Source organism: Mesorhizobium sp. CNPSo 4670 (assembly GCF_057784235.1).
In genome coordinates this window covers 1-25,634 of sequence record NZ_JBWJFQ010000029.1, presented here as the reverse complement: position 1 = coordinate 25,634, position 25,634 = coordinate 1, and the positions used below count along the sequence as shown (strand labels likewise).

Annotated in this window: 26 protein-coding genes, 3 pseudogenes and 1 riboswitch; of the genes and pseudogenes, 16 read left to right on the top strand and 13 right to left on the bottom strand. The window is 60.8% G+C overall.

Annotated features, from left to right (window positions below; translation table 11 throughout):
- Positions 1 to 19: 19 nt before the first annotated feature.
- Positions 20 to 703 carry a transposase gene (locus AC0ZT5_RS32015; RefSeq protein WP_488499673.1) on the bottom strand — a complete coding sequence of 228 codons (684 nt, stop codon included), beginning with the start codon at positions 701 to 703 and terminating at the stop codon, positions 20 to 22.
- Positions 704 to 933: 230 nt separating this feature from the next.
- Between AC0ZT5_RS32015 and AC0ZT5_RS32010 the strand changes: the two genes are divergently transcribed.
- The gene (locus tag AC0ZT5_RS32010; RefSeq protein WP_488499672.1) at positions 934 to 1,392 is read left to right on the top strand and encodes a hypothetical protein; all 459 of its coding nucleotides are present in this window, start codon (positions 934 to 936) and stop codon (positions 1,390 to 1,392) included.
- 64 nt (positions 1,393 to 1,456) lie between these two features.
- Here AC0ZT5_RS32010 and AC0ZT5_RS32005 read toward each other — a convergent pair.
- The 6 genes and pseudogenes from AC0ZT5_RS32005 to AC0ZT5_RS31980 all read right to left on the bottom strand — a co-directional run bounded on the left by AC0ZT5_RS32005 (position 1,457) and on the right by AC0ZT5_RS31980 (position 6,243).
- Positions 1,457 to 2,112, bottom strand: a pseudogene (locus tag AC0ZT5_RS32005) (DUF1419 domain-containing protein).
- Between the two features lie 189 nt (positions 2,113 to 2,301).
- Positions 2,302 to 2,706: a hypothetical protein gene (locus AC0ZT5_RS32000; RefSeq protein WP_488499671.1), complete on the bottom strand. Its 405-nt coding sequence runs from the start codon at positions 2,704 to 2,706 to the stop codon at positions 2,302 to 2,304.
- A gap of 103 nt (positions 2,707 to 2,809) precedes the next feature.
- Positions 2,810 to 4,960: a ParB/RepB/Spo0J family partition protein gene (locus AC0ZT5_RS31995; RefSeq protein WP_488499670.1), complete on the bottom strand. Its 2,151-nt coding sequence runs from the start codon at positions 4,958 to 4,960 to the stop codon at positions 2,810 to 2,812.
- Positions 4,961 to 5,251: 291 nt separating this feature from the next.
- Positions 5,252 to 5,434: a hypothetical protein gene (locus AC0ZT5_RS31990; protein WP_488499669.1), complete on the bottom strand. Its 183-nt coding sequence runs from the start codon at positions 5,432 to 5,434 to the stop codon at positions 5,252 to 5,254.
- A gap of 237 nt (positions 5,435 to 5,671) precedes the next feature.
- Positions 5,672 to 5,935: a hypothetical protein gene (locus AC0ZT5_RS31985; protein ID WP_488499668.1), complete on the bottom strand. Its 264-nt coding sequence runs from the start codon at positions 5,933 to 5,935 to the stop codon at positions 5,672 to 5,674.
- A gap of 14 nt (positions 5,936 to 5,949) precedes the next feature.
- Positions 5,950 to 6,243 carry a hypothetical protein gene (locus tag AC0ZT5_RS31980; protein ID WP_024927378.1) on the bottom strand — a complete coding sequence of 98 codons (294 nt, stop codon included), beginning with the start codon at positions 6,241 to 6,243 and terminating at the stop codon, positions 5,950 to 5,952.
- A 256-nt stretch (positions 6,244 to 6,499) separates the two neighbouring features.
- On the opposite strand from AC0ZT5_RS31980, the gene AC0ZT5_RS31975 reads away from it, so the two are divergent.
- Positions 6,500 to 6,745: a hypothetical protein gene (locus AC0ZT5_RS31975; protein WP_488499667.1), complete on the top strand. Its 246-nt coding sequence runs from the start codon at positions 6,500 to 6,502 to the stop codon at positions 6,743 to 6,745.
- On the opposite strand, the gene AC0ZT5_RS31970 is transcribed toward AC0ZT5_RS31975, so the two are convergent.
- The 4 genes and pseudogenes from AC0ZT5_RS31970 to AC0ZT5_RS31955 form a co-directional block, all read right to left on the bottom strand.
- On the bottom strand, positions 6,742 to 6,969 hold the full coding sequence (locus AC0ZT5_RS31970) for a hypothetical protein (RefSeq protein WP_488499666.1): 228 nt from the start codon (positions 6,967 to 6,969) through the stop codon (positions 6,742 to 6,744). The genes AC0ZT5_RS31975 and AC0ZT5_RS31970 overlap by 4 nt on opposite strands.
- Before the next feature lie 195 nt (positions 6,970 to 7,164).
- Positions 7,165 to 8,048 (bottom strand): annotated as a pseudogene (locus AC0ZT5_RS31965) (ATP-dependent DNA ligase).
- Between the two features lie 394 nt (positions 8,049 to 8,442).
- Entirely contained in the window at positions 8,443 to 9,639 is a 1,197-nt protein-coding gene (locus tag AC0ZT5_RS31960) for a DUF932 domain-containing protein (RefSeq protein ID WP_488499665.1), read from the bottom strand.
- 236 nt (positions 9,640 to 9,875) lie between these two features.
- The gene (locus AC0ZT5_RS31955) at positions 9,876 to 10,133 is read right to left on the bottom strand and encodes a hypothetical protein (protein ID WP_488499726.1); all 258 of its coding nucleotides are present in this window, start codon (positions 10,131 to 10,133) and stop codon (positions 9,876 to 9,878) included.
- On the opposite strand from AC0ZT5_RS31955, the gene AC0ZT5_RS31950 reads away from it, so the two are divergent.
- The 5 genes from AC0ZT5_RS31950 (at position 10,042) to AC0ZT5_RS31930 (ending at position 14,592) form a co-directional block, all read left to right on the top strand.
- Positions 10,042 to 11,025 carry an ABC transporter substrate-binding protein gene (locus AC0ZT5_RS31950; RefSeq protein ID WP_488499664.1) on the top strand — a complete coding sequence of 328 codons (984 nt, stop codon included), beginning with the start codon at positions 10,042 to 10,044 and terminating at the stop codon, positions 11,023 to 11,025. The genes AC0ZT5_RS31955 and AC0ZT5_RS31950 overlap by 92 nt on opposite strands.
- A 27-nt stretch (positions 11,026 to 11,052) precedes the next feature.
- On the top strand, positions 11,053 to 11,934 hold the full coding sequence (locus AC0ZT5_RS31945; protein WP_488499663.1) for an ABC transporter permease: 882 nt from the start codon (positions 11,053 to 11,055) through the stop codon (positions 11,932 to 11,934).
- On the top strand, positions 11,910 to 12,656 hold the full coding sequence (locus AC0ZT5_RS31940) for an ABC transporter ATP-binding protein (RefSeq protein WP_488499662.1): 747 nt from the start codon (positions 11,910 to 11,912) through the stop codon (positions 12,654 to 12,656). Before AC0ZT5_RS31945 ends, AC0ZT5_RS31940 begins: the two co-directional genes overlap by 25 nt.
- 60 nt (positions 12,657 to 12,716) lie before the next feature.
- The gene (locus AC0ZT5_RS31935) at positions 12,717 to 14,063 is read left to right on the top strand and encodes an LLM class flavin-dependent oxidoreductase (RefSeq protein WP_488499661.1); all 1,347 of its coding nucleotides are present in this window, start codon (positions 12,717 to 12,719) and stop codon (positions 14,061 to 14,063) included.
- Positions 14,064 to 14,379: 316 nt separating this feature from the next.
- Positions 14,380 to 14,592 (top strand): hypothetical protein, encoded by a 213-nt coding sequence (locus tag AC0ZT5_RS31930; protein ID WP_488499660.1) that lies wholly within the window; start codon positions 14,380 to 14,382, stop codon positions 14,590 to 14,592.
- Positions 14,593 to 14,894: 302 nt separating this feature from the next.
- Here the strand turns inward: AC0ZT5_RS31930 and AC0ZT5_RS31925 are convergent, their stop codons facing one another.
- Positions 14,895 to 16,853 carry a putative bifunctional diguanylate cyclase/phosphodiesterase gene (locus AC0ZT5_RS31925; protein WP_488499659.1) on the bottom strand — a complete coding sequence of 653 codons (1,959 nt, stop codon included), beginning with the start codon at positions 16,851 to 16,853 and terminating at the stop codon, positions 14,895 to 14,897.
- 1,047 nt (positions 16,854 to 17,900) lie between these two features.
- On the opposite strand from AC0ZT5_RS31925, the gene queC reads away from it, so the two are divergent.
- The 9 genes from queC to AC0ZT5_RS31880 all read left to right on the top strand — a co-directional run bounded on the left by queC (position 17,901) and on the right by AC0ZT5_RS31880 (position 25,314).
- Complete coding sequence (queC, locus tag AC0ZT5_RS31920; protein WP_488499724.1) at positions 17,901 to 18,599, top strand: 7-cyano-7-deazaguanine synthase QueC; 699 nt, start codon at positions 17,901 to 17,903, stop codon at positions 18,597 to 18,599.
- Positions 18,599 to 18,955: a 6-carboxytetrahydropterin synthase QueD gene (gene queD, locus AC0ZT5_RS31915; RefSeq protein ID WP_488499658.1), complete on the top strand. Its 357-nt coding sequence runs from the start codon at positions 18,599 to 18,601 to the stop codon at positions 18,953 to 18,955. Before queC ends, queD begins: the two co-directional genes overlap by 1 nt.
- Positions 18,952 to 19,689, top strand: a complete 738-nt coding sequence (gene queE / locus AC0ZT5_RS31910; RefSeq protein WP_488499657.1) for a 7-carboxy-7-deazaguanine synthase QueE — start codon at positions 18,952 to 18,954, stop codon at positions 19,687 to 19,689. Before queD ends, queE begins: the two co-directional genes overlap by 4 nt.
- 274 nt (positions 19,690 to 19,963) lie before the next feature.
- Positions 19,964 to 20,080, top strand: a riboswitch (TPP riboswitch).
- Between the two features lie 106 nt (positions 20,081 to 20,186).
- The gene (gene thiC / locus AC0ZT5_RS31905; protein WP_488499656.1) at positions 20,187 to 22,022 is read left to right on the top strand and encodes a phosphomethylpyrimidine synthase ThiC; all 1,836 of its coding nucleotides are present in this window, start codon (positions 20,187 to 20,189) and stop codon (positions 22,020 to 22,022) included.
- The gene (gene thiO, locus AC0ZT5_RS31900; protein ID WP_488499655.1) at positions 22,019 to 23,020 is read left to right on the top strand and encodes a glycine oxidase ThiO; all 1,002 of its coding nucleotides are present in this window, start codon (positions 22,019 to 22,021) and stop codon (positions 23,018 to 23,020) included. Before thiC ends, thiO begins: the two co-directional genes overlap by 4 nt.
- Positions 22,989 to 23,186, top strand: a complete 198-nt coding sequence (gene thiS, locus AC0ZT5_RS31895) for a sulfur carrier protein ThiS (protein ID WP_488499654.1) — start codon at positions 22,989 to 22,991, stop codon at positions 23,184 to 23,186. The genes thiO and thiS overlap by 32 nt, the downstream gene beginning before the upstream one ends.
- A gap of 3 nt (positions 23,187 to 23,189) precedes the next feature.
- A complete protein-coding gene (locus tag AC0ZT5_RS31890; protein ID WP_488499653.1) occupies positions 23,190 to 23,963 on the top strand; it encodes a thiazole synthase in 774 nt (257 codons plus the stop codon).
- Positions 23,960 to 24,565 (top strand): thiamine phosphate synthase, encoded by a 606-nt coding sequence (locus tag AC0ZT5_RS31885; protein WP_488499652.1) that lies wholly within the window; start codon positions 23,960 to 23,962, stop codon positions 24,563 to 24,565. Before AC0ZT5_RS31890 ends, AC0ZT5_RS31885 begins: the two co-directional genes overlap by 4 nt.
- Positions 24,556 to 25,314, top strand: a complete 759-nt coding sequence (locus tag AC0ZT5_RS31880; protein WP_488499651.1) for a hydroxymethylpyrimidine/phosphomethylpyrimidine kinase — start codon at positions 24,556 to 24,558, stop codon at positions 25,312 to 25,314. The genes AC0ZT5_RS31885 and AC0ZT5_RS31880 overlap by 10 nt, the downstream gene beginning before the upstream one ends.
- Positions 25,315 to 25,353: 39 nt before the next feature.
- Here AC0ZT5_RS31880 and AC0ZT5_RS31875 read toward each other — a convergent pair.
- A pseudogene (locus AC0ZT5_RS31875) lies at positions 25,354 to 25,634 on the bottom strand (IS5/IS1182 family transposase); the annotation flags it as partial.

The window sequence follows — 25,634 nt, the reverse complement described above, 5'->3', positions numbered from 1 at the left end:
CAGCGATGCTCACTATGCCTTAGGCAAGGCCCAGCTTCTTCTTGAGTTCGGCATTTTCCTTGCGCAAACGGTCGGCAAGCAGGTTCTTAAGGCGCTTGTTTTCTTCTTCGAGCGCGACAAGATCACGGAGATCGCCGCTGTCTGAAGAAGGTGCGGCAGCCCTCTTCCAATAATAGTAGGTCTGCTCGGATATGCCGGCCTGGCCGACCGCAGTCTTGCTGGTCGCGCCGGCAGCGATCGATTTCTCGATCTGGGCAAGCTTCTGGGAGCGTTCCTTCTCGGAATATGTCTTGCGGGCGGCCTTCGCTGCCACGGGAGCTTCCGCAGCCTGGGGCGCAGGTTTCGCTCCGTTCTTGCGGGCCGGCTTTACGAGCTCCGCCTTCGCTTTCTTTGCTCGCGGAACTTTCTTCTTGGATTCAGGCACTTCCACTTTGGCTGGCGCTACTGTCGTCTGAACAGTCTGAGCGTCCTGAAAATCGGCCATCATATACTCCGCTTGTGGTTTATCCCCTTCTTCAGCATCAAGGGGTCTTATACTGAAGTCAATGACCTCCGAATTTGGGAGCGGAGCAGCTTGAGCCGGCTGCGTCATCTCGGTAGCAATCTTGGACAGGTCGAGATCGCCCCAGATCGAATGGCTTGGCTTCTGCTTACCGCGCCTCTGTTTCGTTTCCACGATGAATGGCCGGATCTGGCGCTTCATAGTCTGTTCCTTGATGTGAGCATGACTTGCAAGCCAAGTCGCAGTTTGGGTTAGCGGGTCCCGACGTATCCTATCGGTCTCGCCGTGCTTTATCGGAGAAGCCTCGCAACGAGCAAGCGGTGTGTCGTGGGCCCTGGGGCAACCGGCTCAATCAACGGGGGCAAACATGCCTACCGAGAGAGAGCTGCCTCATACATGCCATGGCTCAGGCGTCTAGCCGGGGGAGTGCGATGACTGTGCACAATCCGGCTGGAGCGATTGCAATCCTTATATTCTTGGGAACTAATCTTCTCATGGCGGCGGATGAGCTGGACGCGCTTGTTTTCGGGATGGCGGTCGACAGCGTTCGTGCGCTTTCTGTTCCTTTCGCGGAAAAAGTCGCGGAAGTCGCCCACAGAAGCCACGGCGTCCTGCTTTTCAATTTGCGCATCGATGGCGACATGGAACTTCAGCGCGTCGCCGCCATCCGGTATCCAAGCAAGCAGACAGGGGTTCTGGTGCTGGATAAGCATGGCTTGTTGACCAGCCATTGCATGGTCAATGGCACTTTCTCCAGCTTTATCGCTCCCTTGGAGGACTGGGACACGCTGCCCCTCGCAATGCAGGCCAAAACGAGTATCGCCGGCCCGGCCAGCCTGTTCATCGGCGCTTTACGCAATGCCGGGTACCTCCCGCGTGGCAGGCGCTGACCCCAAGTTTTGCTGAGGGCCGGATGCTTGTATCGGGGCAGTTGGCCATACAGTCTCGCATGTCTCAACAGCTTGAGGATGGAAGGGTGCATCCATTGAGCGAAAGTCGGTCACCGTGATGGAGAGGTTTCGCCGTCGAGGCGCGGTTCTCATAGATATCCATCGTCGCCTTCCTTCGTGAGCTCCGACGCGATCGCACTTTGGACAGGAATTCGTCGATCTCGAGATCCGACAGATCATCGAGCAGCTTGAAGCCGGCATCATGCCTTCCGGCGTTGGCGAGAATCGTGCGTTTGCCTTGATGTTCGGCCCACCCGGTCTCGGGATCTGTATTGCGGGCGGTCCCCCTGAGTTCGACAGGGGTTATGTTCCAGATCGCCTCGAGCTTTTCCGAGCGGGTCATGCTGTCGCTCGCGCCGGTCTCGTGGGCGATGATGGCAGCGCGCATCTGGTCTGGCGACTGCCGATCGGTGAGATCGCAGAAGCCATGAAACCAGCGCTCGCGGCCCCGGATTCGGATCGCGAAGAATACGCTGGTGACGTTGCCGGCCTTATACTCCGACATGCCGAACATGCCGGTGCGCATGAAGAGGGCGGCAACAAATCGAGCATGAAGTGATATTCGGACGCGGTGATCTCAAACCACTCGCCTGAATAGGGAGTGCCGGAATTGGGATCGATGCCGGGAGTGTCTTTGTGACGGCTGAACAGTTGGAACATCTGCTCGCGGGTGGCGACGCCGTCGAGCACCTTCCTGAAGGGTGGATGTGCGGTCATGAGGTTCTCCTGAACGCAGCTCGGCCACGCGCGGCATTGCCGCGCCATGGCAACTGCTTGCTGTGTTGTGGCTGGCGACGGGCCGAGCCCTGCGGCCGGCACGTGCACTGGCGATGATGGGGTTTACAGGGTTCAGGCGGCGCGTCGCTCGGAGGAACGCGAAACGTCTCGACCAACCCCAGTGATGGCACGGACGGCGGCGGCGAGCGCCGGAACATCATCCAGCATGCCGAGTGCGACGAAGTGGTTGGCCCCGCCGGTATAGTCCTTACGGCCCTTGCAGGTCCTGATCAGGATGCCGTGACCAGAGGACAGCCCGAACTGGCCGACCTGGATATAGGCACGGTCATGGTGCAGGGTAATTTCACCGCAAACGGCGATGCCTGCCTTGTTTGAGCGCAGGTCAAAGCTGCCCGATGGCAAGTTTAATTCAGCGGCAAGTTTCTTCAGGCGTGAACGGGCTGTGGCGTGGAAACGTCTCTTTTGCTGCTCGTCGTAGGAGCAGCTTCTGTTCCAGTCGAACATGTCGATCTCCATGAAAAAAACCGCCCGGGTCGCGATGGCGATCCCGGGCTTGAGAGTGAGTTGGAACTGAAAAGGGTCCGGCGAAGGTGCCGGACCGGTGGGACCGGGAGGCCGACTATTCGGCGGCCTGGAGGTGGTCCGTTTCGTCGCCGTCGATGGTCACCGGAGCATCGGAGGACGGATCCGCATCGTCGGCGAGGAAGGCCGGAAGCTCGGCGGCATCGCCGTCGACAGACGCTTCCTCCGACATCTCGCCGGCGGCCGCGTCGGCAGCATCGGCAGACACTTCATCGACCTCAGCGCGCAGCGGCTCTGGCAGCCAGTTCGAGCCTTCGAGAAGACGGGCGGCTTCACGGGCCATGATGTCCTTCTTCATGTGGTCGATCAGCTGCGCGGAGTCTGCGCCACGCGCTTCACGGACAGCCTGCAAAATCCGTGCCTTGGTGAGCCGCCCGAGGAACTCGACCGTGGGCGTCCAGCCGGCGTCGACCATGTCGAACTGGAGCGAGTGGCCAAGCACGTCTGCATGCTCGAGCGCCTTCGCTCGCCTGTTCCAGGGTTCGACCACCGCATTGAGGGTCAGCGAGACGCAGTGCGCGAACAGCGCCTTGCGGCTTGCTTCATCGAGGCCGAGAAGGAAGTCCCACAGCCCTTCCGCCTCATCGGGCAAATCGCGGTCCCAGGCTTCGTGCCGCTCGGCGATCTCCTTGGCCCAGGAGGTCTCGGCAAGACCGTCAACCTGGCTGAAGCTGCCGCTCTTCAGGCTGATCTCCAGGCAGGTGTTCGGCGCGAAGCGATAGAAGACCTGCAGGACGAAGGCATGGAGTGCGGCGACGAAGGCGATGTCGACGTCGCCGGCGAGCGCGTTGCGCAGTGCCAGCGTGCGCTGCGCGGTCAGGTCGAAGACGAGCCGATCAGGCAGTGGCTTGATGCCATCGTCCTCGCCGTCGTCGCTAGCGCTGTCGTTCATCGGCTGGCCGTTGACGACAACACCATCGCCATCGTCGTCGCCATTGGATCCGGTTCCGCGGTCGGCGCTCCCTTCCTCGCCCTCATCGACGTCGCCGGTCTCGGTCCGCGGCTCGTCCTCGGGCCGCACGAAACCGGCGTCGATCTGGAGCTTGCCGTTCGCGGCAAGCGTAAGGAACGCACCGGCAATCGCCTTCTGGGCGGGATCGTAGCTTTGAGGACGATCATCGATCGCATCGAGCTCGGCACCCAGCTGGTCGAGCTTCGCCTCGATTGTTTCGTCGGCATCCTCGGCCTTGGCATAGTCCGCATCCAGCTTGTCATATTCGGCCTTCACCGCGCCGTAGCGTTCGATCTCCTCGGCGCTGAGCTCCTGCGCCTCGGCGTAGATGCGCCGCATGCCGGAGGTGTGGCCATAGGGAAAGCTGATCGCCGCCTCCACCCATTTCCAGCCTTCGGCGCGGATCGCCTCGGCATCCACCTTCAGCCGGTCGAAGACAAGCTGCTCTAGGAGAGCTGCATCCTGGTACCAGCCACCGGAATCCTGCTCGAACAGATCGCGCAGGATGACGCCGCCGGCCGCTTCATAGGCATCGGCGCCGACATAGACCGCCCGGCGATCATCGGCCCGCACCGTGGTCTCCGTCAGCAGGCGTCTGATGTAATAGGGTTCCTGCGTGTGCGAGCTGGCAATCCGCTCCCAGACCTGTTCCTGGCGCGCGTGATCATCGGAGATCGAAAACGCCATGATCTGCTCGAGCCGGATTTCATCCTTCTCATAGAGCTCGAGCAGCCTCGGCGACACCGATGCGAGCCGCAGTCGCTGTCTCACCGTCGCCGGCGAGACGAAGAAGCGGGCACCTATCTCTTCCGGATCGAGGCCCTGATCGCTGAGCGTCTTGAAGGCACGAAACTGGTCGAGCGGATGCAGGTCGGCGCGCCGGAGGTTTTCGGCAAGCGAATCCTCCTCGGCCGAGGTCTCCTGCCCCCGGTTGACGATGCAGGGGATTGGCTCGTTCTTCGCCAGGCGCTTTTGCTTGATGAGGATGCCGAGCGCGAGGTAACGCCGGCCGCCGGCGGGCACCTCGTACGTGCCGGTCTCCTCGCCCTCGCCGTCGAGCACGGGACGGACGTTCAGGCTCTGGATCAGCTTTCGCCGTCCGATGTCTTCGGCCAACTGCTCGATCGACACGCCGTCCTTGATGCGGCGGACATTCTTCTGCGACAGCATTAGCTTGTCATAGGGAATATTCTCCGCGGCGTTCATCGCGATCTTCTGAATGGCGTTCTTTGCCATGGTCAGGTTCTCCATGACGGGCGGCCCGGGGCCTCTCCCCGAACCTCCAAGCCCGTCAAAAATCCTCCCCTCCTCCCTCTGCCTCCAGGCCTCACGCCGACCCGGGCCTGGCTCGCGGATCTCGGCGCGACTTCCAACTTTCGGGCGCCTGTCTTGTCTCGCACTCCAGCCAGTGCCAACTCATGGAAGGCTGTCTACCGAAAGGAAAAAACCCGCCTTTGGGAAGACGGGCAGTCGCGGAGTGCGCTGAAACCACGAGCGCCGAAGGGGTCGGTTGCCTTCGTTGGCGCACTAAAGCCGTTTGAAGTCGGCAAGCCCGAGGCGTATCCGCTGGCCTTCTGCAAAGGCGAGGGCGTAGGCTTCCATTTCGAAAGTCAGGGTTTTTTCTCGGTCCACGCGAACGTGCCACTCGCCGCAGGCTTCGACCACTTCGATGCAAGGGTGGACCTTGCCATTCATCATCACGTCATCCATCGCATTGCCTCCCGCAATGGGACAAATCACCAAATTTATATGATCGCCGAAATTTGGCGATCAAGAGCAAAACCTGTACGGATGCGTACCAATCGTTCTCGGGGTGTTGGCGAGCACTCGATCGCGGGGCGACAATCCCGTGCCGCAGTGGCCGACGCGGTTTTAGCAACGCGCTCTCACCGGCAACCGCGTCGGCCATTTTCTGGCGCATTTACCCTGGCGCCGGGCCTAATTCGTTTAGCACCGCTGGCCCGGCGTCACGGCATGGTTGGTGAAGGCGAGGTTCCGGTCGCCTCGTCCCGCATCCCGGCAGGGCCGGCAGAACAGCACCTTGATCAGGTCCCAGTGCATGCAGCCGTGATCTTCCCCCAATCGGTCGACGAGCGCTTGGACGTCGAGCGTCACACTTCGGCGGCACGTCATGCAATCGACCGAGAGACCCGATCCGGCCCGTAGTTTCTTGCCGAGCGTGTCCTCTACAAATTGATATTTCATGGTCATCGCGGCAGGCCAATCTATCCCCGGAACCGCTCGGTGTGCCAATGGATCTTGCCATCGATCTTCATGGGCTTATGGATCATCAGCCGTTTCGGCAGATGCTCGGGATGGACCTCGATCAGCGTTATCTTGATCTGCGGCTTGCAGCGGCTGCAGTCGAATTTCAATGTCAGCGGATCGACGCCACCGCCATAGACCATCATCAGGTCGGCCGATCGGCAGTAGCGAACGTTGCCGCAACTGCATTCCGCCTTGACGAGCATATTGTGCCGGGTCGCCTTGCCCAGCGTGTCTATCGGATCGTGCGCCATGAGAACGAATAGGGAACATTTTCCTTGCTCGTCAAGTCAGCTTGTGGAATCTTTTCGTCATGAGTGACGAACCCTTGAGGCTTGCCGAAGGCATGACGCCAGCGACGCGCGAGCGGTCGCGGATCGAAAATCACCTTTGCGAGTTTGCCGGATGCGCGATGCGCGCTCCGTTCGGCTTTGCCAAGCCAAGGCAAGAACCGCACTGGTTTTGTTTCGGGCACCGGGAGCACGGCGACCGCTATTTGCAGGGGGCAAGATGATCAACCCGCCGAAAGGACTGGAAGAATATCAGGACCGCCACATTGATTGCCAGGAGGCCATGGAGCCCGGCTTTCAGGCGATTGTCGATTGCATGTTGGAAGTGGGCTGGACACGAGGCGAGACGCTGCGGGCTCTGAAGCGGCTCATTGCCGCCGACAACATGACCCTGAAAGAGAATGCCAAGACGGAAGCGCAGCTCGCCATAGCGCGGGCCATGATGCGCGCGGGCAAGCCGCTCTAGGATTTGCTAACGCCTGCCTCGTGGACCTCCGCTTCCAGTTGATCGCTGATCGGCCTGGCCTTGCTGGCACCGGCCAATTGCTCGCCATCGAAGCCCTGCAGCCACGCGTCGGCAAACTCCTCCCAAACAGCCGGGACATCGCGCTCTTTGCCATCCTTGCGGGCCTGGGCGCCATACATCCACGCGTAGGTGACACGCTCTTGATCCTTCTTAGCCACGGCCATGTGCCACCTACCTTCCCAACGGCTGCCTGGACAGCGAGACCAGCTCAGCTTCATCTGTCACGCCGGCATATAGTTCGCGATGATACGGGAAGCGATTGCCTCGCGGGCATCTGGCGACTGACTGTCTAGCTTCATTTCAGTTGTTCAAAAACCCGCCCAAGCAAGGCCAACTCGGATGCGTCGAAGATTCCGGCGTCAGTTGCCTTTCGTCGAATCGGCATGGTCGACCTCCCTGAAATCCTGCAGCGAAGCGTGCCGCAAGTCTTCCTCGCCGCGCAAGTGCTTCACGCGGCCGATCAGGCCCGGCTTGACCCATTGCGTCGCCGGCCGCTTCATGCCCTCGGGCGGCGGCCCGGCATGTTCCTGGACACGCTTCCACAGCCGGTCTCGGATGGCGCCGCGCGAATTGATGAATGCCGAGCCCACATATCGCCCAGTCACAAGATCGGCCATCAGCGCGAAGGCCGGCTTGCCTGCTTCGCGCTCGACGCCCAGCAATTCATACTCGTCGACTGTGTAGCATTTCGCCTTTAGCCAGTTCGTTGACGGGCCGCTCCGGTATTTGCTGTCGCGCCGCTTCGACACCATGCCCTCTAACCCGGCCTTGTCCAGCAGATGAAAGATGGCCTTGGCTTCGCCCGGCAGCGCTTCGCTGAACTGGATGCGTCCGCCGGGCTCAACCATGCCGGCGAGGATCTCGCGGCGCTCTTCCAGCCGCATGTCGCGCAGATCGTGGCCGTTGAGATGCAGCAGATCGAAAGCGACGAAATAGAGGTCGTGCTGGCGGCGTGTGATCGCCTTGCGAAGCTCGCCGAAGTCCGACAAGCCGGCATCGTTGAGCACGATGATCTCGCCGTCGACAATAGCGCTTTCGGCGCCGAGACTCTGGGCTCTTTCACCAGGTCGCGATATTTTGCTGTCCAGTCGTGCCCGTTGCGCGTGTAGATCCTGGTGCCGTCTTCATCGATGATGAGCTGCGAACGGTAGCCGTCGAACTTGACCTCGTGACTCCAACCATCGCCCTCGGGAGGCTGCTCAACAAGGGTCGGCATCAAGGGCGCGACGAACTTCAAACGCATGCACGGAACTCTCACAGACCGCGAGTAAATTAGCATGCACTGAAATAGTTCCGGAACGTTTTAGACGAATTGAAAGTTTGGTAGCGATGACGAACATACGGGACCTAGGACCACCCATCCCCGGCAAGCCGCACGGCACACCCGTAGAGGACGAACGCGATCATTTCTACAATTGCCCCTACTGCGGGCAAAAGGTCGACATGCGTGATCTGCGGCAGGTCATCTGGCATGAAGAGCCAGGGCACAAACCGCTGGGCCCAACCCTGGTTTCAGGCTGATCGCCTTGCGAGGCGCAAAAAAGCCCGCCACCTTTCGGGAGCGGGCCAGCTTGGGGAATCACTGGGGCCAGTGATCCAAACGAACGTCACGAGTTGCGCTGCCGGCCTGCGCAGGATCAGGCGGCGAAGTCGAGAAGCTTCTTGGCTTTGCCTTCCATTTCCAGGCGGACATCCTGATGCGGCTTGTCGCGCGCGACCCGCGTGATGCCCTGCACGAAATCAAAAATCGATTCTGGCGGGCGGCCTTCCTCAAGCAGCACAGTATCGATGATCTTCGTGGTCTCGGACTTGGAAAAGCCCCGCTTGCGCAGGAAGTCCTGGCGATCTTCGTCGTCTCTGGCAACGATCCGTTGCCGCGCCGTCTTGATGCCGTTGACGAACGGCATGGGCGAGGAATCGGCAAATTGGATCAGCGCCGGCTCGGCTTCCAGGGCAAAACGGGAGGCCGCGTATTTCGAGTGGCGGATGGTGATTTCCTCGAAATCTTCCACGCCCCACAGGCAACGGTTCTGGCACACTGCGCGCAGATAGAAGCTGGCGATGCCGAGCGTGCGGGCTCCGACTTCGGAATTCCAGCAATAGAAGCCGCGGAAATAGAGATCCGGTTCCCCATTTGGCAGCCGTCCGGCCTCGATCGGGTTCAGATCGTCGACGAGGAACACAAAGATATCGCGATCAGAAGCGTAGAGCGTCGTGGTGTCGCGGGAGATGTCGACGTGCGGATTGTAGATACCTGTCGACCAGTCGAGCACACCGGGCACCTTCCAACGCGTGTCGCCGGTACCGTTGCCGGCGATCTTCTGCACGGCGTCGACGAGTTCTGAGTCAAATATTCTGCCGTAATCAGGGCCTGTTACCGCCCGCAACTCAAGGCGTCCGTTCTCGATTTCCAGGGTCTTAACCTGTTCGGCGCGGTGGTTGAGGACACCGTGCTGAAGGTTGATCGCCGCGAGCGGAGCTGGAAGCTGCCGCAGATAGGTGGCTGGCGCGCCTATTAGGCTGGCGAGTTGGCCGAAACTCCAGTGCGTGGGGGCAACAGGGGCAGGCGCGTCGGGTAGCATTAGCCTCAGACGCTCCGGATCGTCGCGGCTGGCCTCGACGCGGATCAGCTCACTTTCGACGATGCGGGTCTTGCTGCGCTCCGACCGGCTCTTCACCGAATTCCGGAGCTCGTTGAGCGACAGGTATCGCTCGTCCGCCGGCCGGTTGAACCATTCTGACGACACGCGGCCAATACGCTGGCCGCGGCCGACGTCGACCTTGTAACCGGCACGTTCGTTGCGCTTGGGCGCAAGAATTTCCATCTGGGTCATGGGTGTTGCTCCTTGGCGGGCGCCGGGAGACCCTCTCCCGGACCTTCACCCGCCACCGCAACCCGCCCGCCCTCTTCCTCTCCGGCACCAGCGCGCCACTATCAGCGTCGCCATTGCGGCAGCCGCCGCTTCAAGGCTGGCACCCGCGCCACCTGCGCTGCCGCGACCCGACCCTCTCATATGAGGGATACTTGCCCCAAATGAGCATTGGAGACGAACAGCGTTTCCCTCGGGCGTCAAAGAACAGCATCCATTACTTTATCGTCTACAGAATTGATAGACATACTGAACAGCGCAAATAGGAGCCATTTCCCAAACTGGAGGAAGACAATGATGTTGGCTGTGGAGAGATTTTCGAGACGGAAGTTTGGTGCATTGGTCACCGCTTTGGCGGTAACCTTGGTGGCCTCTTCCTCCCCTTTCAGTGCCCAGGCGGGCAGTCCGGACGCGGGTAAACTGCCGACCCAGATCCCGGAGGGCACCATGCTTCGCATCGGCGATCCCGAGACCCAAAGGGCACTCGAGCTCTCGGGGCTGATCGATCGACTACCCTTCAAGGTCGAATGGGCCAACATCAGCGGCGGTCCGCAGACAATCGAAGCTTTTCGCGCCGATGCATTGGACGTCGGGGCCGTCGCCGACATTCCGCCCATTCACGCGACCTGGACGGGGCTGAAGGTCAAGATCATTGCGTCGAAGTTCCGTAAGGAACCGGTTGCGCACCCGATTTATCAACTCGGCATTGCGCCGGGCGTCGACGTCAAGACGCTCGCGGATTTGCGCGGCAAACGGATCGCCTTCAGCCCTGGTCAGGCGCAGGGCGCGCTGGTGCTGAGGGTCCTGCAGGCCGCCGGCCTGACAAAGCAGGATGTCAATCTCATCGAACTGCCGAGCAAAGGCGATGCCTATCCGGTGGCGCTTGCCAGCAAGCAAGTCGATGTCGCACCGATCTGGGGCGTCCTCGTCAAGCACTATCTGCGCCAGTATGGTGCCGACGGCGCCACCACGATCCCGCATGGCTTGCGCGATGATCCTGACCATCTCTATGCACCGCAGGCCGTGCTTGACGACCCGGCCAAGGCTGCCGCTCTCGGCGAGTATGTGCGCTACTGGGCACTTGCGACCCGCTGGGTGCAAGAACATCCCAAAGAGTGGATCGACGGCTACTACGTGGCCACCCAGGGTCTCACCAGCGAAGATGGCCAGTATCTCGTTAACGCCGACGGCCAGTTCGACATCCCGTCCGACTGGAACGACGTGATCGCGCGCCAGCAGGCGACGATCGATCTTCTGGCCAGGGAACTGAACAAGCCCCCGATCAAGGCCGAGGATCTTTTCGACAGGCGCTTCGAGACGATCGCCGCAAATGCGCTGAACGCGTCCTGACGCCCTGCAACAGTGGAGACGATGCAGATGAACGCACTCTCACAAACCGCCGCGGTTGCACTCCCCATTCCCTACGCATCGGATAAAAGGGGATTTATTGCGCCCGCTGTACAGGCCCGCAAGGCCGCTCCCAGGCGTCGCCTCGCACTTGGGCGGGCGATCCCGTTTGGCGCACTGATCGGCCCCGCACTTCTTCTCCTCTTCTGGTCCATCGGCAGCATCGCTGGCCTGATCGATCCAAGAACCTTGCCGGCGCCTTGGTCCGTTGTCGGCACTGCCATCGATCTTATAGCCGCAGGGAAGCTTCAGGATCACTTGATGACGTCTGCCTGGCGGGCAGCACAGGGGCTGGTGTTCGGCATCCTGATCGGAACCACCCTTGCTCTCATTTCAGGTTTATCCCGGCTGGGCGAGGCGATCATCGACGGTCCCGTTCAGATCAAGAGGGCGATACCGACGCTGGCTCTGATCCCGCTGCTGATGCTGTGGTTCGGCATTGGCGAGGGCATGAAGGTGACGACCATCGCGCTGGCCGTCCTGATCCCGATCTATATCCAGACCCACAGCAGCTTGCGCGGCATAGACAACCGTTATGTCGAATTGGCCCAGACCTTGCGCATGGGATATGGCGAATTCATTCGCGAGGTCATCCTGCCGGGCGCCCTTCCGGGCTTCTTCCTCGGCCTGCGTTTCGCGGTGACCTACGCCTGGCTGTCTCTGGTGGTGGTCGAACAGGTCAATGCCACCAGCGGCATCGGCTACATGATCGATCTCGCACGCAACTACGGCCAGACTGACATCGTCATCGTTGGTCTTGCCGTCTACGCGTTGCTCGGTCTCGCCTCCGACGGCATCGTCCGCTTCTTCCAGGAAAGGTCCCTGTCATGGCGTCGCACCTTGGCGGATTGAGCGGCGCGCCCGTGGTGCGGGTCGAAAGCCTCGTGAGGCGTTTCGGGCCGCGAACCATCCTCGACGGCCTCAGTCTCGACATCGAGAAGGGAGAGTTCGTCGCCCTTCTCGGCCGTAGCGGGTCGGGCAAGAGTACATTGTTGCGCGCGCTCGCCGATCTCGATGACAAAGTCACCGGGTCAGGGCGACTCGAAACGCCCGACAAGAAATCAGTCGTCTTCCAGGATGCCCGGCTGTTGCCATGGAAACGAGTGCTGGAGAATGTGGTTCTCGGTCTCAACCTGTCCGACGCCGCCGAACGCGGACGGGTAGCTCTCGAAGAGGTTGGCTTGGGCGGCCGCGAGACCGCATGGCCGGTCGAACTCTCGGGTGGCGAGCAGCAGCGCGTGGCATTGGCGCGCTCGCTGGTTCGTGATCCTGAGCTGCTGCTGGCGGACGAGCCGTTCGGCGCACTCGACGCGCTGACCCGCCTGCGAATGCACGATCTGCTGCGACAGCTCTGCGCCCGTCACCAGCCGGCCGTCCTGCTGGTCACCCATGATGTGGACGAAGCCGTGACGCTGGCGGACCGGGTTTTGGTGCTCGACAATGGCGCGATCGCCGCCGACATCGTCATCGATGTCCCCACGCCACGCGATCATGGCAACCGCCGGTTCGGCGAGGTCCGCTTCGAACTTCTGCGCCATCTCGGCGTCGAGACAAGCCCCGTGCTGCCCGTCTGAGCGGCCGAAGACTTGTGGCTCAGTGTCACCCCCCAGGAGACCCACAGGAGGACCAATAAGATGCCCGCCCAATCACGACAGTTGAACCTCAACCTCTTCATCTATCCCGGCGGCCATCATGAAGCCGGCTGGCGCTACAAGGATTCTGCCCCTGAGAGAGTGCTGGACATCGCCTATTATCAGGAACTGGCGAAAAAGGCCGAGGCGAGCAAGTTCGACGCACTGTTCTTTGCCGATGGGCCTGCTCTCGCCGACAACATCCGCTACGCGAGCCGCTTCAGGCTGGAGCCGCTGACATGGATTTCGGCGCTCGCCGCCGTGACGAAAAGAATAGGCTTCATCGCGACCGCCTCCACCACCTACAACGAACCCTACAACCTGGCCCGGCTGTTTGCCTCTGTTGATCATCTGAGCGGCGGGCGTGCAGGTTGGAATATCGTCACCACGGGGGATGCGTCCGCTGCGTTGAATTTCGACTTTGACCGACATCCAACCCATGCAGACCGTTACGAGCGGGCAAGCGAATTCGTTGATGTGGTGACCAAGCTCTGGGACAGCTGGGAGGACGACGCGCTCGTCGCGGACAGGGAGTCTGGAATTTTTGCCGACACCGACAAGATCCACCCAATCAACCACGTCGGCAAATATCATCGGGTGAAGGGACCGCTCACGCTTCCGCGCTCGCCGCAGGGGCGGCCGGTCTATGTCCAGGCGGGTTCGTCGGAAGACGGACGTTCGCTCGCAAGCCGCTATGCCGAGGCGATATTCACAGCCCATCAGACACTCGGCAACGCGCAGGAATTTTATGCTGACATCAAAGCGCGCGTGAAATCGGTTGGCCGCAACCCTGACCACGTCAAGGTGTTGCCCGGCATCAGTCCGTTCATCGGTTCAACCGAGGCGGAGGCCCGCGCGCTGCACGACGAGTTCAACGAGTTGACGCAGCCGGAATATTCTCTCGATCAGCTGCGCCGCATCGTAGACGCCGACCTTTCGAGCTACGATCTGGACGGGCCATTTCCGCGGGAGCTCATCCGTGTCGAGGGCGAGCGCGGTGCGAGCAGCCGCTTTCACGTCGTACTCGACATCATCGAGCGCGAGAATCCAACCATCCGCCAGTTGCTCCACCGTCTCGCCGGGGCACGCGGGCATTGGGTCCAGGCCGGGACGCCCGAACAGATCGCCGACAATATCCAGGAATGGTTCGACAACGGTGCAGCGGATGGCTTCAATGTCATGCCGCCCTATCTGCAGGGCGGGTTCGACGTATTCGCCGATGAGGTGGTGCCAATCCTGCGCAGGCGCGGACTTTTCCGGCACGACTATGAGGGGCTAACGCTGAGGGACCATTTCGGTCTGCCCCGCCCTGACAATACGTTCAGCCAACCGCAAAAGGCCACCGCTTGAGCTACCTTCGCATCGAACGCTTTCTCTTGGAGGGATTCGACCGGACACGGATTTCTCGCCAGCATCTCCGGTCGCTGTTTCGTGTCGTGACACGCTCCTGGCACATGTATCCGGTTGGTTTTCCGGTTCGGGCTCGGCCTTGTTGGCGAGAAGATGGCCGCCTCAGAGGACCGTGTCGCTTCCTTGACCGTCTTGCCGGGTTTTTCGTCTTCCTCGGATTAGCAGAAGTTAAATTTCGAGTGTTTCGACTTGCCGCAAATTAGGGTCTCGGTGGCATAACTCGGCATGGCTTTCGGGGTACCTGGCAGGAAGATTGATGCGCGGGCGTGGATGGATCAAGGGGTTGCGTCAGGACGATGCCCGGCAAGTGCGTGCGCACATTGCGGAACTGGAGCGCAACCTCATGGCGGCCACACCTCAGGGACGCCATCGACGTTTCGAAGCGGGGAATGAACTTCGTATTGCGAAATTCCGCCTGGAGCGTCTGGAGGAATGCATCGCCGCAATAGCGGAGAAATGTTCGCGTTAGCAGAAGCTCGCCGCTCTCGACGTTGCCGCGCGGCCCTGCCGGACTGTGCGTCGGCGCTGTAATCACGAGGCCGGCCGTCTGACGACGCTCGGTTGAGAGCACCTTTTCAAGCAGCGCTGGCCGCAGACGCGCAGGCGCACGTGACTGCCTGGAGACAACAGGCAAGTTGGTTGCGTAGTACCGGACGAGGGGCGACCGGCTTGCGGGCCCGCCCGTCGCAAAACGCCTCTATCGTAATTAATTACCAAGTTACATTATTCGTTTTGATGACTACTCGACGTTGCGCCCGCGCTGGCGGCAGTTCAAGGATTCAGCTCCTGACCAGGCGTCTTCGCAGCAATGCCAAGAATGTCGTCTATCCGGACAGGTTTCCCGATCAAATAGCCTTGAGCTTCATCGCATCTGACGCGGCGCAGATAGTCGAGCTGTTCGGGAGTTTCCACGCCTTCGGCTGTTACCTCAATTCGAAGCTCATGCGCCAGCTCAATCAATGAGCTTACAATCGCGGCGCAGTCGGCATCGGTCAGCATGTCCTGGACAAAAGATCGGTCGATCTTGAGCCGCGAAAGAGGCAGTTTACGAAGGTAAGTGAGCGACGAATAGCCGGTGCCAAAATCGTCAAGAGCCACTGTGACGGATAGCGAAATTAACGATTGTAATAATGAAATCGTTTCCTCAAAATTCGAAATCAGCACAGTTTCTGTGATCTCTACCTCCAGTCTTCGGGGCTCCAACCCGGCTTCAGCCAAGGCCACTTCAATTCCATCCAGCAAGGCCTTGTCCTTAAGCTGCACTACCGACAAATTGACGGAGACCCGCAAGTCGCGCGGCCAGCGCGCAGCCGCCAAACAAGCCGTTTTGACGACCCAGTGTCCGATGGAGTGAACCAAACCCGTTTCTTCAGCGATGGGTATGAACTCCGACGGAGGGATCGCGCCAAGGGTCGGATGCTGCCACCGCAGCAGGGCTTCAAAACCTCGAATGCGATCGCTGGCGAGATCGAGAAAGGGTTGAAAAGCGAGCGAAAGCTGGTCATTGGCCAGCGCAGAAGCCAGATCGCGTTCAAGAGCATGGCGCCTTGCAGCTGCTTCATCGTCGCCTGGGCTGAAAAACTGGATGGAGCCCGCCCCCAGCGTCTTCGCCCTGTGTAGCGCGGTGTCGACGCACCGTAGGAGTTGGTTGGCATCCAAACCGTCAGTGGGCGCCAAAGCGATGCCGAGAGAGGGCCTGCAGTATATCTCGCGCCCTTCGATCAAGAAGGGGCCGCGCATGGCATCTATGATCTGCTTGGCCAAGGACCTGATTTGATCTGGCCTGATTTCGCGCGCAGCGATTATTGCAAATTCGCCGCCCTCCAATCTCGCAATGCCGTCGCTCTCCCGTGTCGATTTGCGAAGTCGCGCAGCGACTTCGACCAGAACGGCATCCGCCATGGCTCGGCCAAAGTGATCATTCACCTCGTCAAAATTGCTAAGATCGAACAAAAGCAGCGCAAAGTGCTGGTCAAATTGCCGTGCGTCCACCAACGCGTTCTCCAGCCGCTCGTTGAAGCTGAACCGGTTTGGCAAACTGGTTAGAACATCCCTGCGAATGGCATTTTCGCTTTCTGCTTGCAGAATGAAGCGTTGGGTAAATTCGACCGCGTGAGCAAGCACTGCACGAAACAGCGTGATGGCGTAACTCACTATCAGGATCGCGACGGGCAGGTTGACTGCGTCTTGCACCCACACAATCGCGACCGCTGAGCCGACGAAAATCGGTAGCGTATACGCGATGGCCGCAATAGGAATCGTGTAAAAGGAAGCGGCGCCGCCTGCGATCATCCCGGCGCTCAGGCAGGTAATGACGACCTGGGCGGCACTTGTTGCCCCGCTGAAGAACAGAACGGGAAGCGCGCCCCACCAGGTACCGAACAGGAAGGCGTTGCGCACCAGGTTTTGCGTTGTCCGGCGAGACACTGTCCTTGGTTTGACCGACTTAAACGATGATCTCGCTCTTAGGCCGACGAAACCAGAGGCGACGATGATTACACTCGCCCAGAAGATGGCTTTCGTTTGGTCGGGCGAGCCCCAAACCGCCATAACAAAAGTGGCAGCATTGAGGATGTTCGCAACCATGCCAAGAGGCGTGTTGCGAAGCACGATACTGACCTGCTCCGCCCTAATGCGACCGGCAAGTGGTTCGATTGTCGAGGGCCCGCCAAAAACGCGCAGATCTCCCGCCAGAAGGTCACCAAACCTTGCGGCATACAGACGCTGCATCACTCTTTCACCCCCCACGCTAGAGTAGTAGCTGCGTGTTGGTCCCCTAACACCGAACACTTCGGAAAAAGTAAATTTCAACCGCAAAATTGGACAGCCCAGTTGGGAATCGGAAATTCGAAGGTAGCGAAAAACACGATGCTCGCTTAGGACACCGCCGACCTAACGTGATCTATGTTTTCGCAATTGTCGCGGTTGGCAATCGGACTCTGTTTCGACGCCTGATAGGCTAAGCTGGTTCAATGAGCAGGCTCATACTCGAAGGGGTCGACCTCGCGATCTTCGAGTTCGTCGCTCGGGAGACCACCATTGTCCCGACCGCGTTTTGTCTTGCTGGGGTGACGTTTGCATGCGTCCGAACCGCGTGCGATCTTCGACTCTCTAGGACAAGCATCAGCGGCACTGGGCACTAGGCGCGGTTCTCCCCTCTGTAGCGGACAAGCCGCGCGATTTGTTCGTGCAATGAAGTGGTGCGCGGCTTGTCGGGGAATGCACCGCTTGTCGCCGTCTCGACAATCGCGCTGCGCACCGCTTCGGGATCTCCTGCCAATGCACCAAGGTCGCTGCAGCAAGATCCTGTAGCGGTATCTGAACGTCCTTCTCAAAGGATCTCGACGGCACGCGGCTTTCTCCAATGCATTGCGGCACGCGTGTAGGAGTTCGGCCTATGGCGCGACGCCTGTGTCATTCGCTGGTTCCGAGGTTTTTCAGCCCGTCCGCAATCCGTTGCAGAGTGGCGATCAAGCGCTTGTAGTCCTCGATGATATCGGCAGAGAAGTGCGCGAGCTGAACGGCATCGCCCCATTCCGGGACCGCATGTTGGCTGATTTCTCTATCGTCTCTCCGCCTATACGCAGTGCCGGCCCCAGCCGCTAACGGTCGAAGATGCGCGGCAAATCGCGTGCAAGCCATGTTGGGGACCCTGACATCAAGGTACGTGCATCTCAATCGCGTCCAGCCCATTCACAAAACCAGCTTCGTGGAGTATTGGGAGCGCAGAGAAATCTCCGGTCGCAGCCTTACCCGGTCAAAACAAGGACTCAAACCATGAATGCCCTCGTCATCTGCTCCGGCGGATTGGACTCTGTTTCGCTCGCTCACAAGGTGGCGACCGAGCAGAAACTCATTGGCCTGCTTTCGTTCGATTACGGCCAGAGGCACAAAAAGGAACTCGGCTTTGCCTCTATCTGCGCCAAACGGCTGGGTGTTCCGCACCAGATCATCGATATCCGCGATGTCGGCCGGAGCCTCAGCGGCTCGGCACTGACTGATAATGTGGACGTGCCCGACGGGCACTATGCCGAAGACTCCATGAGGATCACGGTGGTGCCGAATAGGAACGCCATAATGCTGGCTATCGCCTTCGGGGTTGCCGACGCGCAGAAGGCTGATGCAGTGGCCACTGCAGTCCACGGCGGAGACCATTTCATCTATCCCGATTGCCGGCCCGCTTTTATCGACGCCTTTCAGACGATGCAGAACCATGCGCTCGCAGGCTACGCCGATATCGGCCTTTACGCACCCTATGTGAATATGTCGAAGGCTGACATTGTCAGCGAGGGGGCAAAGTATGCCACGCCGTTCGAGGCGACTTGGTCCTGCTACAAGGGCGGCGCACGTCACTGCGGTCGCTGCGGGACATGCGTCGAACGGCGCGAAGCATTCGATTTGGCCGGCATTGCCGACCCGACAGACTATGAGGACGCGGACTTCTGGCTCCACGCTGTCCAGACAAGGAGCGCGTGATGTTCCGCATTACCAAAGAGTTCCATTTCTCGGCCTCACATCAGCTCACCTCCTTGCCACCAGACCATCAGTGCGCGCGTCTACACGGCCACAACTACATAGTCGTGGTAGAGCTTTCAGGTGGCGAACTGGACGAACATGGCTTTGTCCGCGACTATCAAGACCTAACGGCGCTCAAGCACTACATCGATGGAACGTTCGACCATCGGCATCTTAACGAGGTGCTGGGGCATGACCGTGTCACAGCGGAATGTCTGGCCCGCCACTTCCACGACTGGTGCAAGGTTCGGCTACCCGAAACCTCCGCCGTGTGGGTGAGCGAGACACCGAAAACCTGGGCGGAATACCGGCCATGACCAGCGCCTTGCATCCTGGAATCCGCGTGAGCGAGATTTTTGGGCCGACCATTCAAGGCGAAGGCATGCTGATCGGCTTGCCGACAGTGTTCGTAAGAACGGGCGGGTGCGATTATCGCTGTTCCTGGTGCGACAGTCTGCATGCGGTGGACAGTCGCTTCCGCCATGATTGGGAGATGATGTCTCCCGACGCGGTCTGGCACAAGGTCATTGCGCTTTCCGGCGGTCAGCCCGTGATGGTGTCGCTGTCGGGCGGCAATCCGGCTATCCAGCCGCTTGGCCCGCTGATCGACCGCGGGCATGGCGAGGGCTACCGTTTTGCATTGGAAACCCAAGGCTCGGTGCCGAAGCAATGGTTCGCTGATCTCGACGTGCTGGTGCTGAGCCCCAAGCCGCCCTCAAGTGAAATGACGACAGACTGGGCCGCGTTCGACGCCTGCATCGAGGCGGCGCAGGCCAAGCCGCAGATGGCGCTCAAGCTCGTCGTCTTCGATGACGATGACTATGCCTACGCGAAGGACGCCGCGGCGCGCTACCCGCAATTGCTCGTCTATCTACAGCCCGGCAATCACACGCCGCCGCGTCCCGGTCACGAAGACGCGCTCATCGACATGGCTGGTGTGATGAAACGCATGGAATGGCTGGTCGAAAAGGTGACCCGCGACAGGTGGTTCGAGGCGCGTGTACTGCCGCAGCTTCATGTTCTGCTTTGGGGAAACAAACGGGGCGTCTAGTCCACGCGGGAGGATTGCCGATGGCGAGCAAGACAGACATCTAAAGCAATCTCATCCCTGGGCGATAGCAACGTCGGTTCGGCAAGCCGAAAATGCCGTGCTGGAAAGGTTTCGAATCCGCGTGATGGCTCGCCTATCCTGGGCGCTTCGCCGCTCCGCTAGGCGTACCTTGCTCGCGATACTTGCGCGAACTCAGCGGCCGGTTCTGATTAGCCGCCGGTCGTCACGCCGGCCGAAGGCACTTGACAAAGCAGCGCCGGCCCTTTCAATTCGGCGCATTCACCAGGGGAGTCCCGGCAAGGGGCTGAGATACTGCTGGCTTTCGCGGCGCAGTGACCCGTTGAACCTGATCCAGTTCATACTGGCGTAGGGACGGTGCAAGCGCATTGCGGGAGTTTACGCCCGAAGACCTGTTTCCAAGCAGGTATATCAAAGCGTCTTTTCATCCTTCCGGCACAGAACTGGGTCTCCAATGCAATGAGCAAAGGAGCCTCACGATGAATGCCCAAACCCCAGCCGTCTCAACGGGACCGCTGCCTGCCTCACGGAAAATCCACAAGTCCGGCGGCCTCCATCCGCAGATCAAGGTGCCGATGCGCGAAATCTCCGTCCACCCGACGGCAGGCGAACCGCCCGTGACGGTCTACGATCCGTCCGGTCCCTATACCGACCCGACGGTCGAAACCAGCATCGAAAAGGGCCTCGCCCGGCTTCGCCATGAATGGATTACGGCGCGTGGCGATGTCGAAGCCTATGACGGCCGTCATGTCCGGCCGGAAGACAACGGATTTGCGGCGGGCGAGCGCCTGACGCCGGAATTTCCGGTCCGCAACCGGCCGCTCCGGGCCAAATCGGGCAAGGCGGTGACACAGCTCGCCTATGCGCGCGCCGGCATCATCACGCCCGAAATGGAGTTCGTCGCCATTCGCGAGAACCTTGGACGCGAGATTGCCCGCGGCAAGCCGCCACGCGACGGTGAGAGCTTCGGCGCCGCTATTCCCGATTTTGTCACGCCGGAATTCGTGCGTGACGAGGTGGCGCGCGGCCGCGCGATCATTCCCGCCAACATCAATCATCCCGAGAGCGAACCGATGATTATCGGTCGCAATTTCCTGGTCAAGATCAACGCCAACATCGGTAACTCGGCCGTCACCTCCTCGATGGCCGAAGAGGTCGAAAAGATGGTCTGGGCGATCCGCTGGGGCGCCGATACGGTGATGGACCTGTCGACCGGCCGCAACATCCACAACATCCGCGACTGGATCGTGCGCAACTCGCCGGTGCCGATCGGCACGGTGCCGCTCTATCAGGCGCTCGAAAAGGTCAACGGCATTGCCGAGGACCTGACCTGGGAGGTCTACCGCGACACGCTGATCGAACAGGCCGAACAGGGCGTCGACTATTTTACCATCCACGCCGGCGTGCGGCTGCACTACATCCCGCTGACCGTTGACCGGGTCACGGGCATCGTCTCGCGCGGCGGCTCGATCATGGCCAAATGGTGCCTGCACCATCACCGGGAAAGCTTCCTCTACGAGCATTTCGCGGAAATCTGCGACATCTGCCGCGCCTATGATGTGTCCTTTTCGCTCGGCGACGGCCTTCGTCCGGGCTCGATCGCCGATGCCAACGACGCGGCGCAATTCGCCGAGCTGGAGACGCTCGGCGAGCTGACGAAAATCGCCTGGGCCAAGGACTGCCAGGTGATGATCGAGGGGCCTGGCCACGTGCCGATGCACAAGATCAAGGAGAACATGGACAAGCAGCTCGCCGTCTGCGGCGAAGCACCGTTCTATACGCTGGGGCCGCTGACGACCGACATTGCGCCGGGCTATGACCACATCACCTCCGGCATCGGCGCGGCGATGATCGGGTGGTTCGGCACCGCCATGCTCTGCTACGTCACGCCGAAGGAACATCTCGGCCTTCCCGATCGCAACGATGTCAAGACCGGCGTGATCACCTACAAGATCGCCGCCCATGCAGCCGACCTGGCGAAGGGTCACCCGGCGGCGAAAGTCAGGGATGATGCCCTTTCCCGCGCACGCTTCGAGTTCCGCTGGGAGGACCAGTTCAACCTGTCGCTCGATCCCGAAACCGCGCGTTCCTTCCACGACCAGACCTTGCCCAAGGAGGCGCACAAGGTGGCGCATTTCTGCTCGATGTGCGGACCGAAATTCTGCTCCATGCGTATCTCCCACGACATCCGCGCCGAGGCGCAGAAGGAAGGCATGGCGGCGATGGCGGCGAAATATCGCGAAGGCGGCGATCTCTATGTGCCGGCGGACGAGACCGGTGCACCACTTATGCCAAGGGTGCAGACGTCATCATGAGGGTGCTGGTCAAAGGGGCCGGCGTCGCCGGCCTCACCGCCGCTTTCGAACTCGCCACACGCGGCGCGTCGGTTACAGTTGCCGAGACAAGACATGCCCTCGGCGGCAATGCGTCGTGGTTCGCCGGCGGCATGCTGGCGCCATGGTGCGAGCGTGAAAGCGCCGAGCAGCCGGTGCTGGATCTCGGATGCAATGCCGCAGACTGGTGGGAGGCGGCAACGCCCGGCCAAGTGACGCGGGCCGGAACGCTGGTCGTGGCCGCGCCGCGCGATGCGGGCGAGCTCGACCGGTTCGCCAGCCGCACCTCGGGTCATCGGCGTGTCGATGAAGATGAAATCGCGTTGTTCGAGCCCGACCTCGCCGGCCGCTTCCGCCGCGGATTGCATTTCCCAGACGAGGCGCATCTCGACCCGCGCCAGGCGATGGCGGCACTTCATGACAGACTGGCGGCGATGGGCGTCGAATTCCGCTTTGGGGCCGATGCCCGGCAGATTACCGGTTTCGATCGCCGGATCGACTGCACGGGAATGGCAGCGGTCGATGATCGGCTGCGCGGCGTTCGCGGCGAGATGTTGATCCTGCGCACGCCTGATATCTCGCTGTCGCGCCCAGTCCGGCTGCTTCATCCGCGGTTTCCGATCTACATAGTGCCGCGCAACGACCACCGTTTCATGGTTGGCGCGACGATGATCGAGAGCCAGTCCACTGGACCGGTCACGGCGCGTTCGTTGATGGAGCTTCTAGGTGCTGCCTATGCCCTCCATCCGGCCTTCGGCGAGGCTGGCATCATCGAGACCGGCGCCGGTGTTCGTCCAGCCTTTCCCGACAACCTGCCGCGTGTCGAAACGAACGGTGAGATCATCGCGATCAACGGGCTCTATCGTCACGGTTTTCTCCTCGCCCCAGCAATGGCGCGCCAGGCTGCCGACCTTGTCTTCAATCAGGACAGAACCAAGGAACTCGTTCATGAAACTGATGGTCAACGGCGAGGCGCTTGAAATTGCCGCGACAACGCTGGCGGCGCTGCTTGCCGCGCTCGACTATGAGGGCGATTGGCTGGCAACGGCCGTCAACAGCGACCTGGTGCACAAGGCCAACCGGGCGGAATTCCGGTTGAACGACGGCGACCGGATCGAAATCCTCTCGCCCATGCAGGGAGGCTAGACCATGTTCGAGCTTTGTGGAGCTAAGCTTGCCTCCCGCCTGCTTCTCGGCACCGCTCAATATCCTTCGCCGGCCATGCTTGCCGATGCCGTCAAGGCGTCGGGCACCTCGGTGGTCACCGTCTCGTTGCGGCGTGAGATGGCAGGCGGGAGGGCTGGCGAACAATTCTGGTCGTTGATCCGCTCGCTGGGCGTAAAAGTCCTGCCCAATACCGCTGGCTGCCACTCCGTCAAGGAGGCGGTCACCACCGCGAAAATGGCGCGCGAGGTCTTCGGCACGAACTGGATCAAGCTCGAAGTGATCGGCAACCATGACACGCTGCAGCCAGACGTGTTCGGCTTGGTCGAAGCCGCCCGCAACCTGTGCGAGGACGGTTTTGCGGTATTCCCCTACACCACCGACGATCTTGTTGTGGCCGAGCGGCTGCTGGAAGCGGGCTGCAAGGTCTTGATGCCGTGGTGCGCGCCAATCGGTTCCGCCCTCGGGCCGGTCAACATTACGGCGCTGCGCTCGATGCGCGGACATTTCCCAGGCGTCCCGCTGATTGTGGATGCGGGCCTCGGGCGGCCATCGCACGCGGCGACCGTCATGGAGCTCGGCTTTGACGCCGTGCTGCTGAACACGGCGGTCGCCAAGGCGGCCGATCCGGTCGGCATGGCGCGTGCGTTCGGCAAGGCGGTCGATGCCGGCCGTGAAGCTTTCAGCTCGGGAGTGCTCGAACCGCGCGAGGTCGCCGTGCCGTCGACGCCGACGATCGGCAGGGCGGCTTTCTCATGAAGCTCGATCCCTTCTACCTGATCGTCGACAGCACCGCCTGGATTGGGCGGTTGGCGCCGCTCGGCGTCAGGCTGGTGCAACTGCGCATCAAGACCATGGACGAGGCCGGGTTGCGCACCGAAATCCGGAAGGCGAAGGCCCTGTGCGCCGAGCAACAATGCCACCTCATCGTCAACGACCATTGGCGCCTGGCAATCGAGGAAGGCTGCGACTTCGTTCATCTCGGTCAGGAGGATTTGCAGACCGCCGACCTCGCGCGGATACGGGCGGCCGGCGTGAGGCTCGGGCTCAGCACGCATGATCATGCCGAACTGGAGACGGCCATGGCGGCCAAACCCGACTACATCGCGCTCGGACCGGTCTATCCCACCATCCTGAAGAAGATGAAGTGGGCGCCGCAAGGACTTGAGCGGATCGGCGAGTGGAGGTGCCGGGTCACGCCGATCCCGTTGGTCGCTATTGGCGGCCTCAATCCTGACCGGCTCGACGGTGTCTTCGAGGCTGGCGCGGACAGCGCGGCGGTGGTCACCGACATCACGCTGAACGACGCCCCCGAAGCGCGCACGCGAGAATGGCTCAAAAAGACAGATCAATGGCGCTGAAGCGAGACTCGTATGTGCTTGTCGTCGGTGGGTCGGACTCCAGCGGGGGTGCCGGAATAGCACGCGATATCGAGACGATTTCTTCCCTTGGCGTGCGCGCCTGCCTGGCTATCACGGCGCTGACGGTGCAGACGCACGATGGCCTGACCGAAATCCACCGTTCGTCACCAAGGCTGGTCGCCGATCAAATGCGGGCGGCACTTCAGGCCAATAGGGTGGCGGCGATCAAGATCGGCATGCTGGCGACGGCTGAGACCGTCGTTGCTGTAGCCAGCGTTCTGCGCGAAAATCCGCACGTGCCGGCAATTCTCGACCCGGTGCTCGCCGCCTCGTCCGGCAGGCAGCTTCTGCAAGCGCGGGCAATCGGCCTTATGATTCGCGATCTGATGCCGCTTTGCCGTCTCGTCACGCCAAATCTCATCGAGCTGGCGGTCCTTACCGGCTCTGCCTTGGCCTCGGATGACAAAGACACGTTGCGGCAGGGAAAGCGTTTGCTTGCCGCCGGACCACAAGCGCTACTGCTCAAGGGCGGCCATGCAGCGGGACCTCGGTCAACGGATATTTTGTTGCGCCACGATCAAGAACCAATCCGCCTCGACATGCCCCGCCTTGCCGCGTCGATGCGCGGGACGGGGTGCATGCTGGCCAGCGCGATCGCCGCGCATCTGGCGAATGTGAGATCACTTGAAGACAGCGTGCGCAGAGGAAAGCTGTTTGTGTTCGGGAAGCTTCAGAAGGCAGCCGAATGACAGTGACGCTACCTCAGTCGCTCTAAGGCTTGTTGAGATTCAGCGTGAATTTATGACGGCGGCTGCGAGATTGATGAAGGCTGCGAAGCTCTGGTCGGTTTTGTCAGCTCGCATGGCGATACGTTTGAATTCCTTGAGTTTGCAGAAGAAGTTCTCGATGAGGTGGCGCCATTTGTAGAGTTCCTTGTCGAGCGGCAGCGGAAAAGTACGACGTGAGTGCTGTGAAATAACGATCTTGGCGCCGCGCTCATTCAGATCGGCAATGATGGTGTTGCTGTCGAAGGCTTTGTCGGCGATCAAGCCGCCGAACCAGACACCAT

What these genes read in the sequence shown, in the direction of transcription:
- AC0ZT5_RS31890 (WP_488499653.1), top strand. Translation starts at nt 23,190, where the DNA reads ATGTTCGAGCTTTGTGGAGCTAAGCTTGCCTCCCGCCTGCTTCTCGGC.
- AC0ZT5_RS31970 (WP_488499666.1), bottom strand. Translation starts at nt 6,969, where the DNA reads ATGGCCGTGGCTAAGAAGGATCAAGAGCGTGTCACCTACGCGTGGATG.
- thiC (WP_488499656.1), top strand. Translation starts at nt 20,187, where the DNA reads ATGAATGCCCAAACCCCAGCCGTCTCAACGGGACCGCTGCCTGCCTCA.
- AC0ZT5_RS31955 (WP_488499726.1), bottom strand. Translation starts at nt 10,133, where the DNA reads ATGCGAAGCATGGTGCCCTCCGGGATCTGGGTCGGCAGTTTACCCGCG.
- AC0ZT5_RS31930 (WP_488499660.1), top strand. Translation starts at nt 14,380, where the DNA reads ATGCGCGGGCGTGGATGGATCAAGGGGTTGCGTCAGGACGATGCCCGG.
- queE (WP_488499657.1), top strand. Translation starts at nt 18,952, where the DNA reads ATGACCAGCGCCTTGCATCCTGGAATCCGCGTGAGCGAGATTTTTGGG.
- AC0ZT5_RS31945 (WP_488499663.1), top strand. Translation starts at nt 11,053, where the DNA reads ATGAACGCACTCTCACAAACCGCCGCGGTTGCACTCCCCATTCCCTAC.
- AC0ZT5_RS31960 (WP_488499665.1), bottom strand. Translation starts at nt 9,639, where the DNA reads ATGACCCAGATGGAAATTCTTGCGCCCAAGCGCAACGAACGTGCCGGT.
- AC0ZT5_RS31985 (WP_488499668.1), bottom strand. Translation starts at nt 5,935, where the DNA reads ATGACCATGAAATATCAATTTGTAGAGGACACGCTCGGCAAGAAACTA.
- AC0ZT5_RS31885 (WP_488499652.1), top strand. Translation starts at nt 23,960, where the DNA reads ATGAAGCTCGATCCCTTCTACCTGATCGTCGACAGCACCGCCTGGATT.
- queC (WP_488499724.1), top strand. Translation starts at nt 17,901, where the DNA reads ATGAATGCCCTCGTCATCTGCTCCGGCGGATTGGACTCTGTTTCGCTC.
- thiS (WP_488499654.1), top strand. Translation starts at nt 22,989, where the DNA reads ATGAAACTGATGGTCAACGGCGAGGCGCTTGAAATTGCCGCGACAACG.
- thiO (WP_488499655.1), top strand. Translation starts at nt 22,019, where the DNA reads ATGAGGGTGCTGGTCAAAGGGGCCGGCGTCGCCGGCCTCACCGCCGCT.
- AC0ZT5_RS31975 (WP_488499667.1), top strand. Translation starts at nt 6,500, where the DNA reads ATGATCAACCCGCCGAAAGGACTGGAAGAATATCAGGACCGCCACATT.
- AC0ZT5_RS31925 (WP_488499659.1), bottom strand. Translation starts at nt 16,853, where the DNA reads ATGCAGCGTCTGTATGCCGCAAGGTTTGGTGACCTTCTGGCGGGAGAT.
- AC0ZT5_RS31880 (WP_488499651.1), top strand. Translation starts at nt 24,556, where the DNA reads ATGGCGCTGAAGCGAGACTCGTATGTGCTTGTCGTCGGTGGGTCGGAC.
- AC0ZT5_RS31980 (WP_024927378.1), bottom strand. Translation starts at nt 6,243, where the DNA reads ATGGCGCACGATCCGATAGACACGCTGGGCAAGGCGACCCGGCACAAT.
- AC0ZT5_RS32015 (WP_488499673.1), bottom strand. Translation starts at nt 703, where the DNA reads ATGAAGCGCCAGATCCGGCCATTCATCGTGGAAACGAAACAGAGGCGC.
- queD (WP_488499658.1), top strand. Translation starts at nt 18,599, where the DNA reads ATGTTCCGCATTACCAAAGAGTTCCATTTCTCGGCCTCACATCAGCTC.
- AC0ZT5_RS31995 (WP_488499670.1), bottom strand. Translation starts at nt 4,960, where the DNA reads ATGGCAAAGAACGCCATTCAGAAGATCGCGATGAACGCCGCGGAGAAT.
- AC0ZT5_RS31990 (WP_488499669.1), bottom strand. Translation starts at nt 5,434, where the DNA reads ATGGATGACGTGATGATGAATGGCAAGGTCCACCCTTGCATCGAAGTG.
- AC0ZT5_RS32000 (WP_488499671.1), bottom strand. Translation starts at nt 2,706, where the DNA reads ATGGAGATCGACATGTTCGACTGGAACAGAAGCTGCTCCTACGACGAG.
- AC0ZT5_RS31940 (WP_488499662.1), top strand. Translation starts at nt 11,910, where the DNA reads ATGGCGTCGCACCTTGGCGGATTGAGCGGCGCGCCCGTGGTGCGGGTC.
- AC0ZT5_RS32010 (WP_488499672.1), top strand. Translation starts at nt 934, where the DNA reads ATGACTGTGCACAATCCGGCTGGAGCGATTGCAATCCTTATATTCTTG.
- AC0ZT5_RS31935 (WP_488499661.1), top strand. Translation starts at nt 12,717, where the DNA reads ATGCCCGCCCAATCACGACAGTTGAACCTCAACCTCTTCATCTATCCC.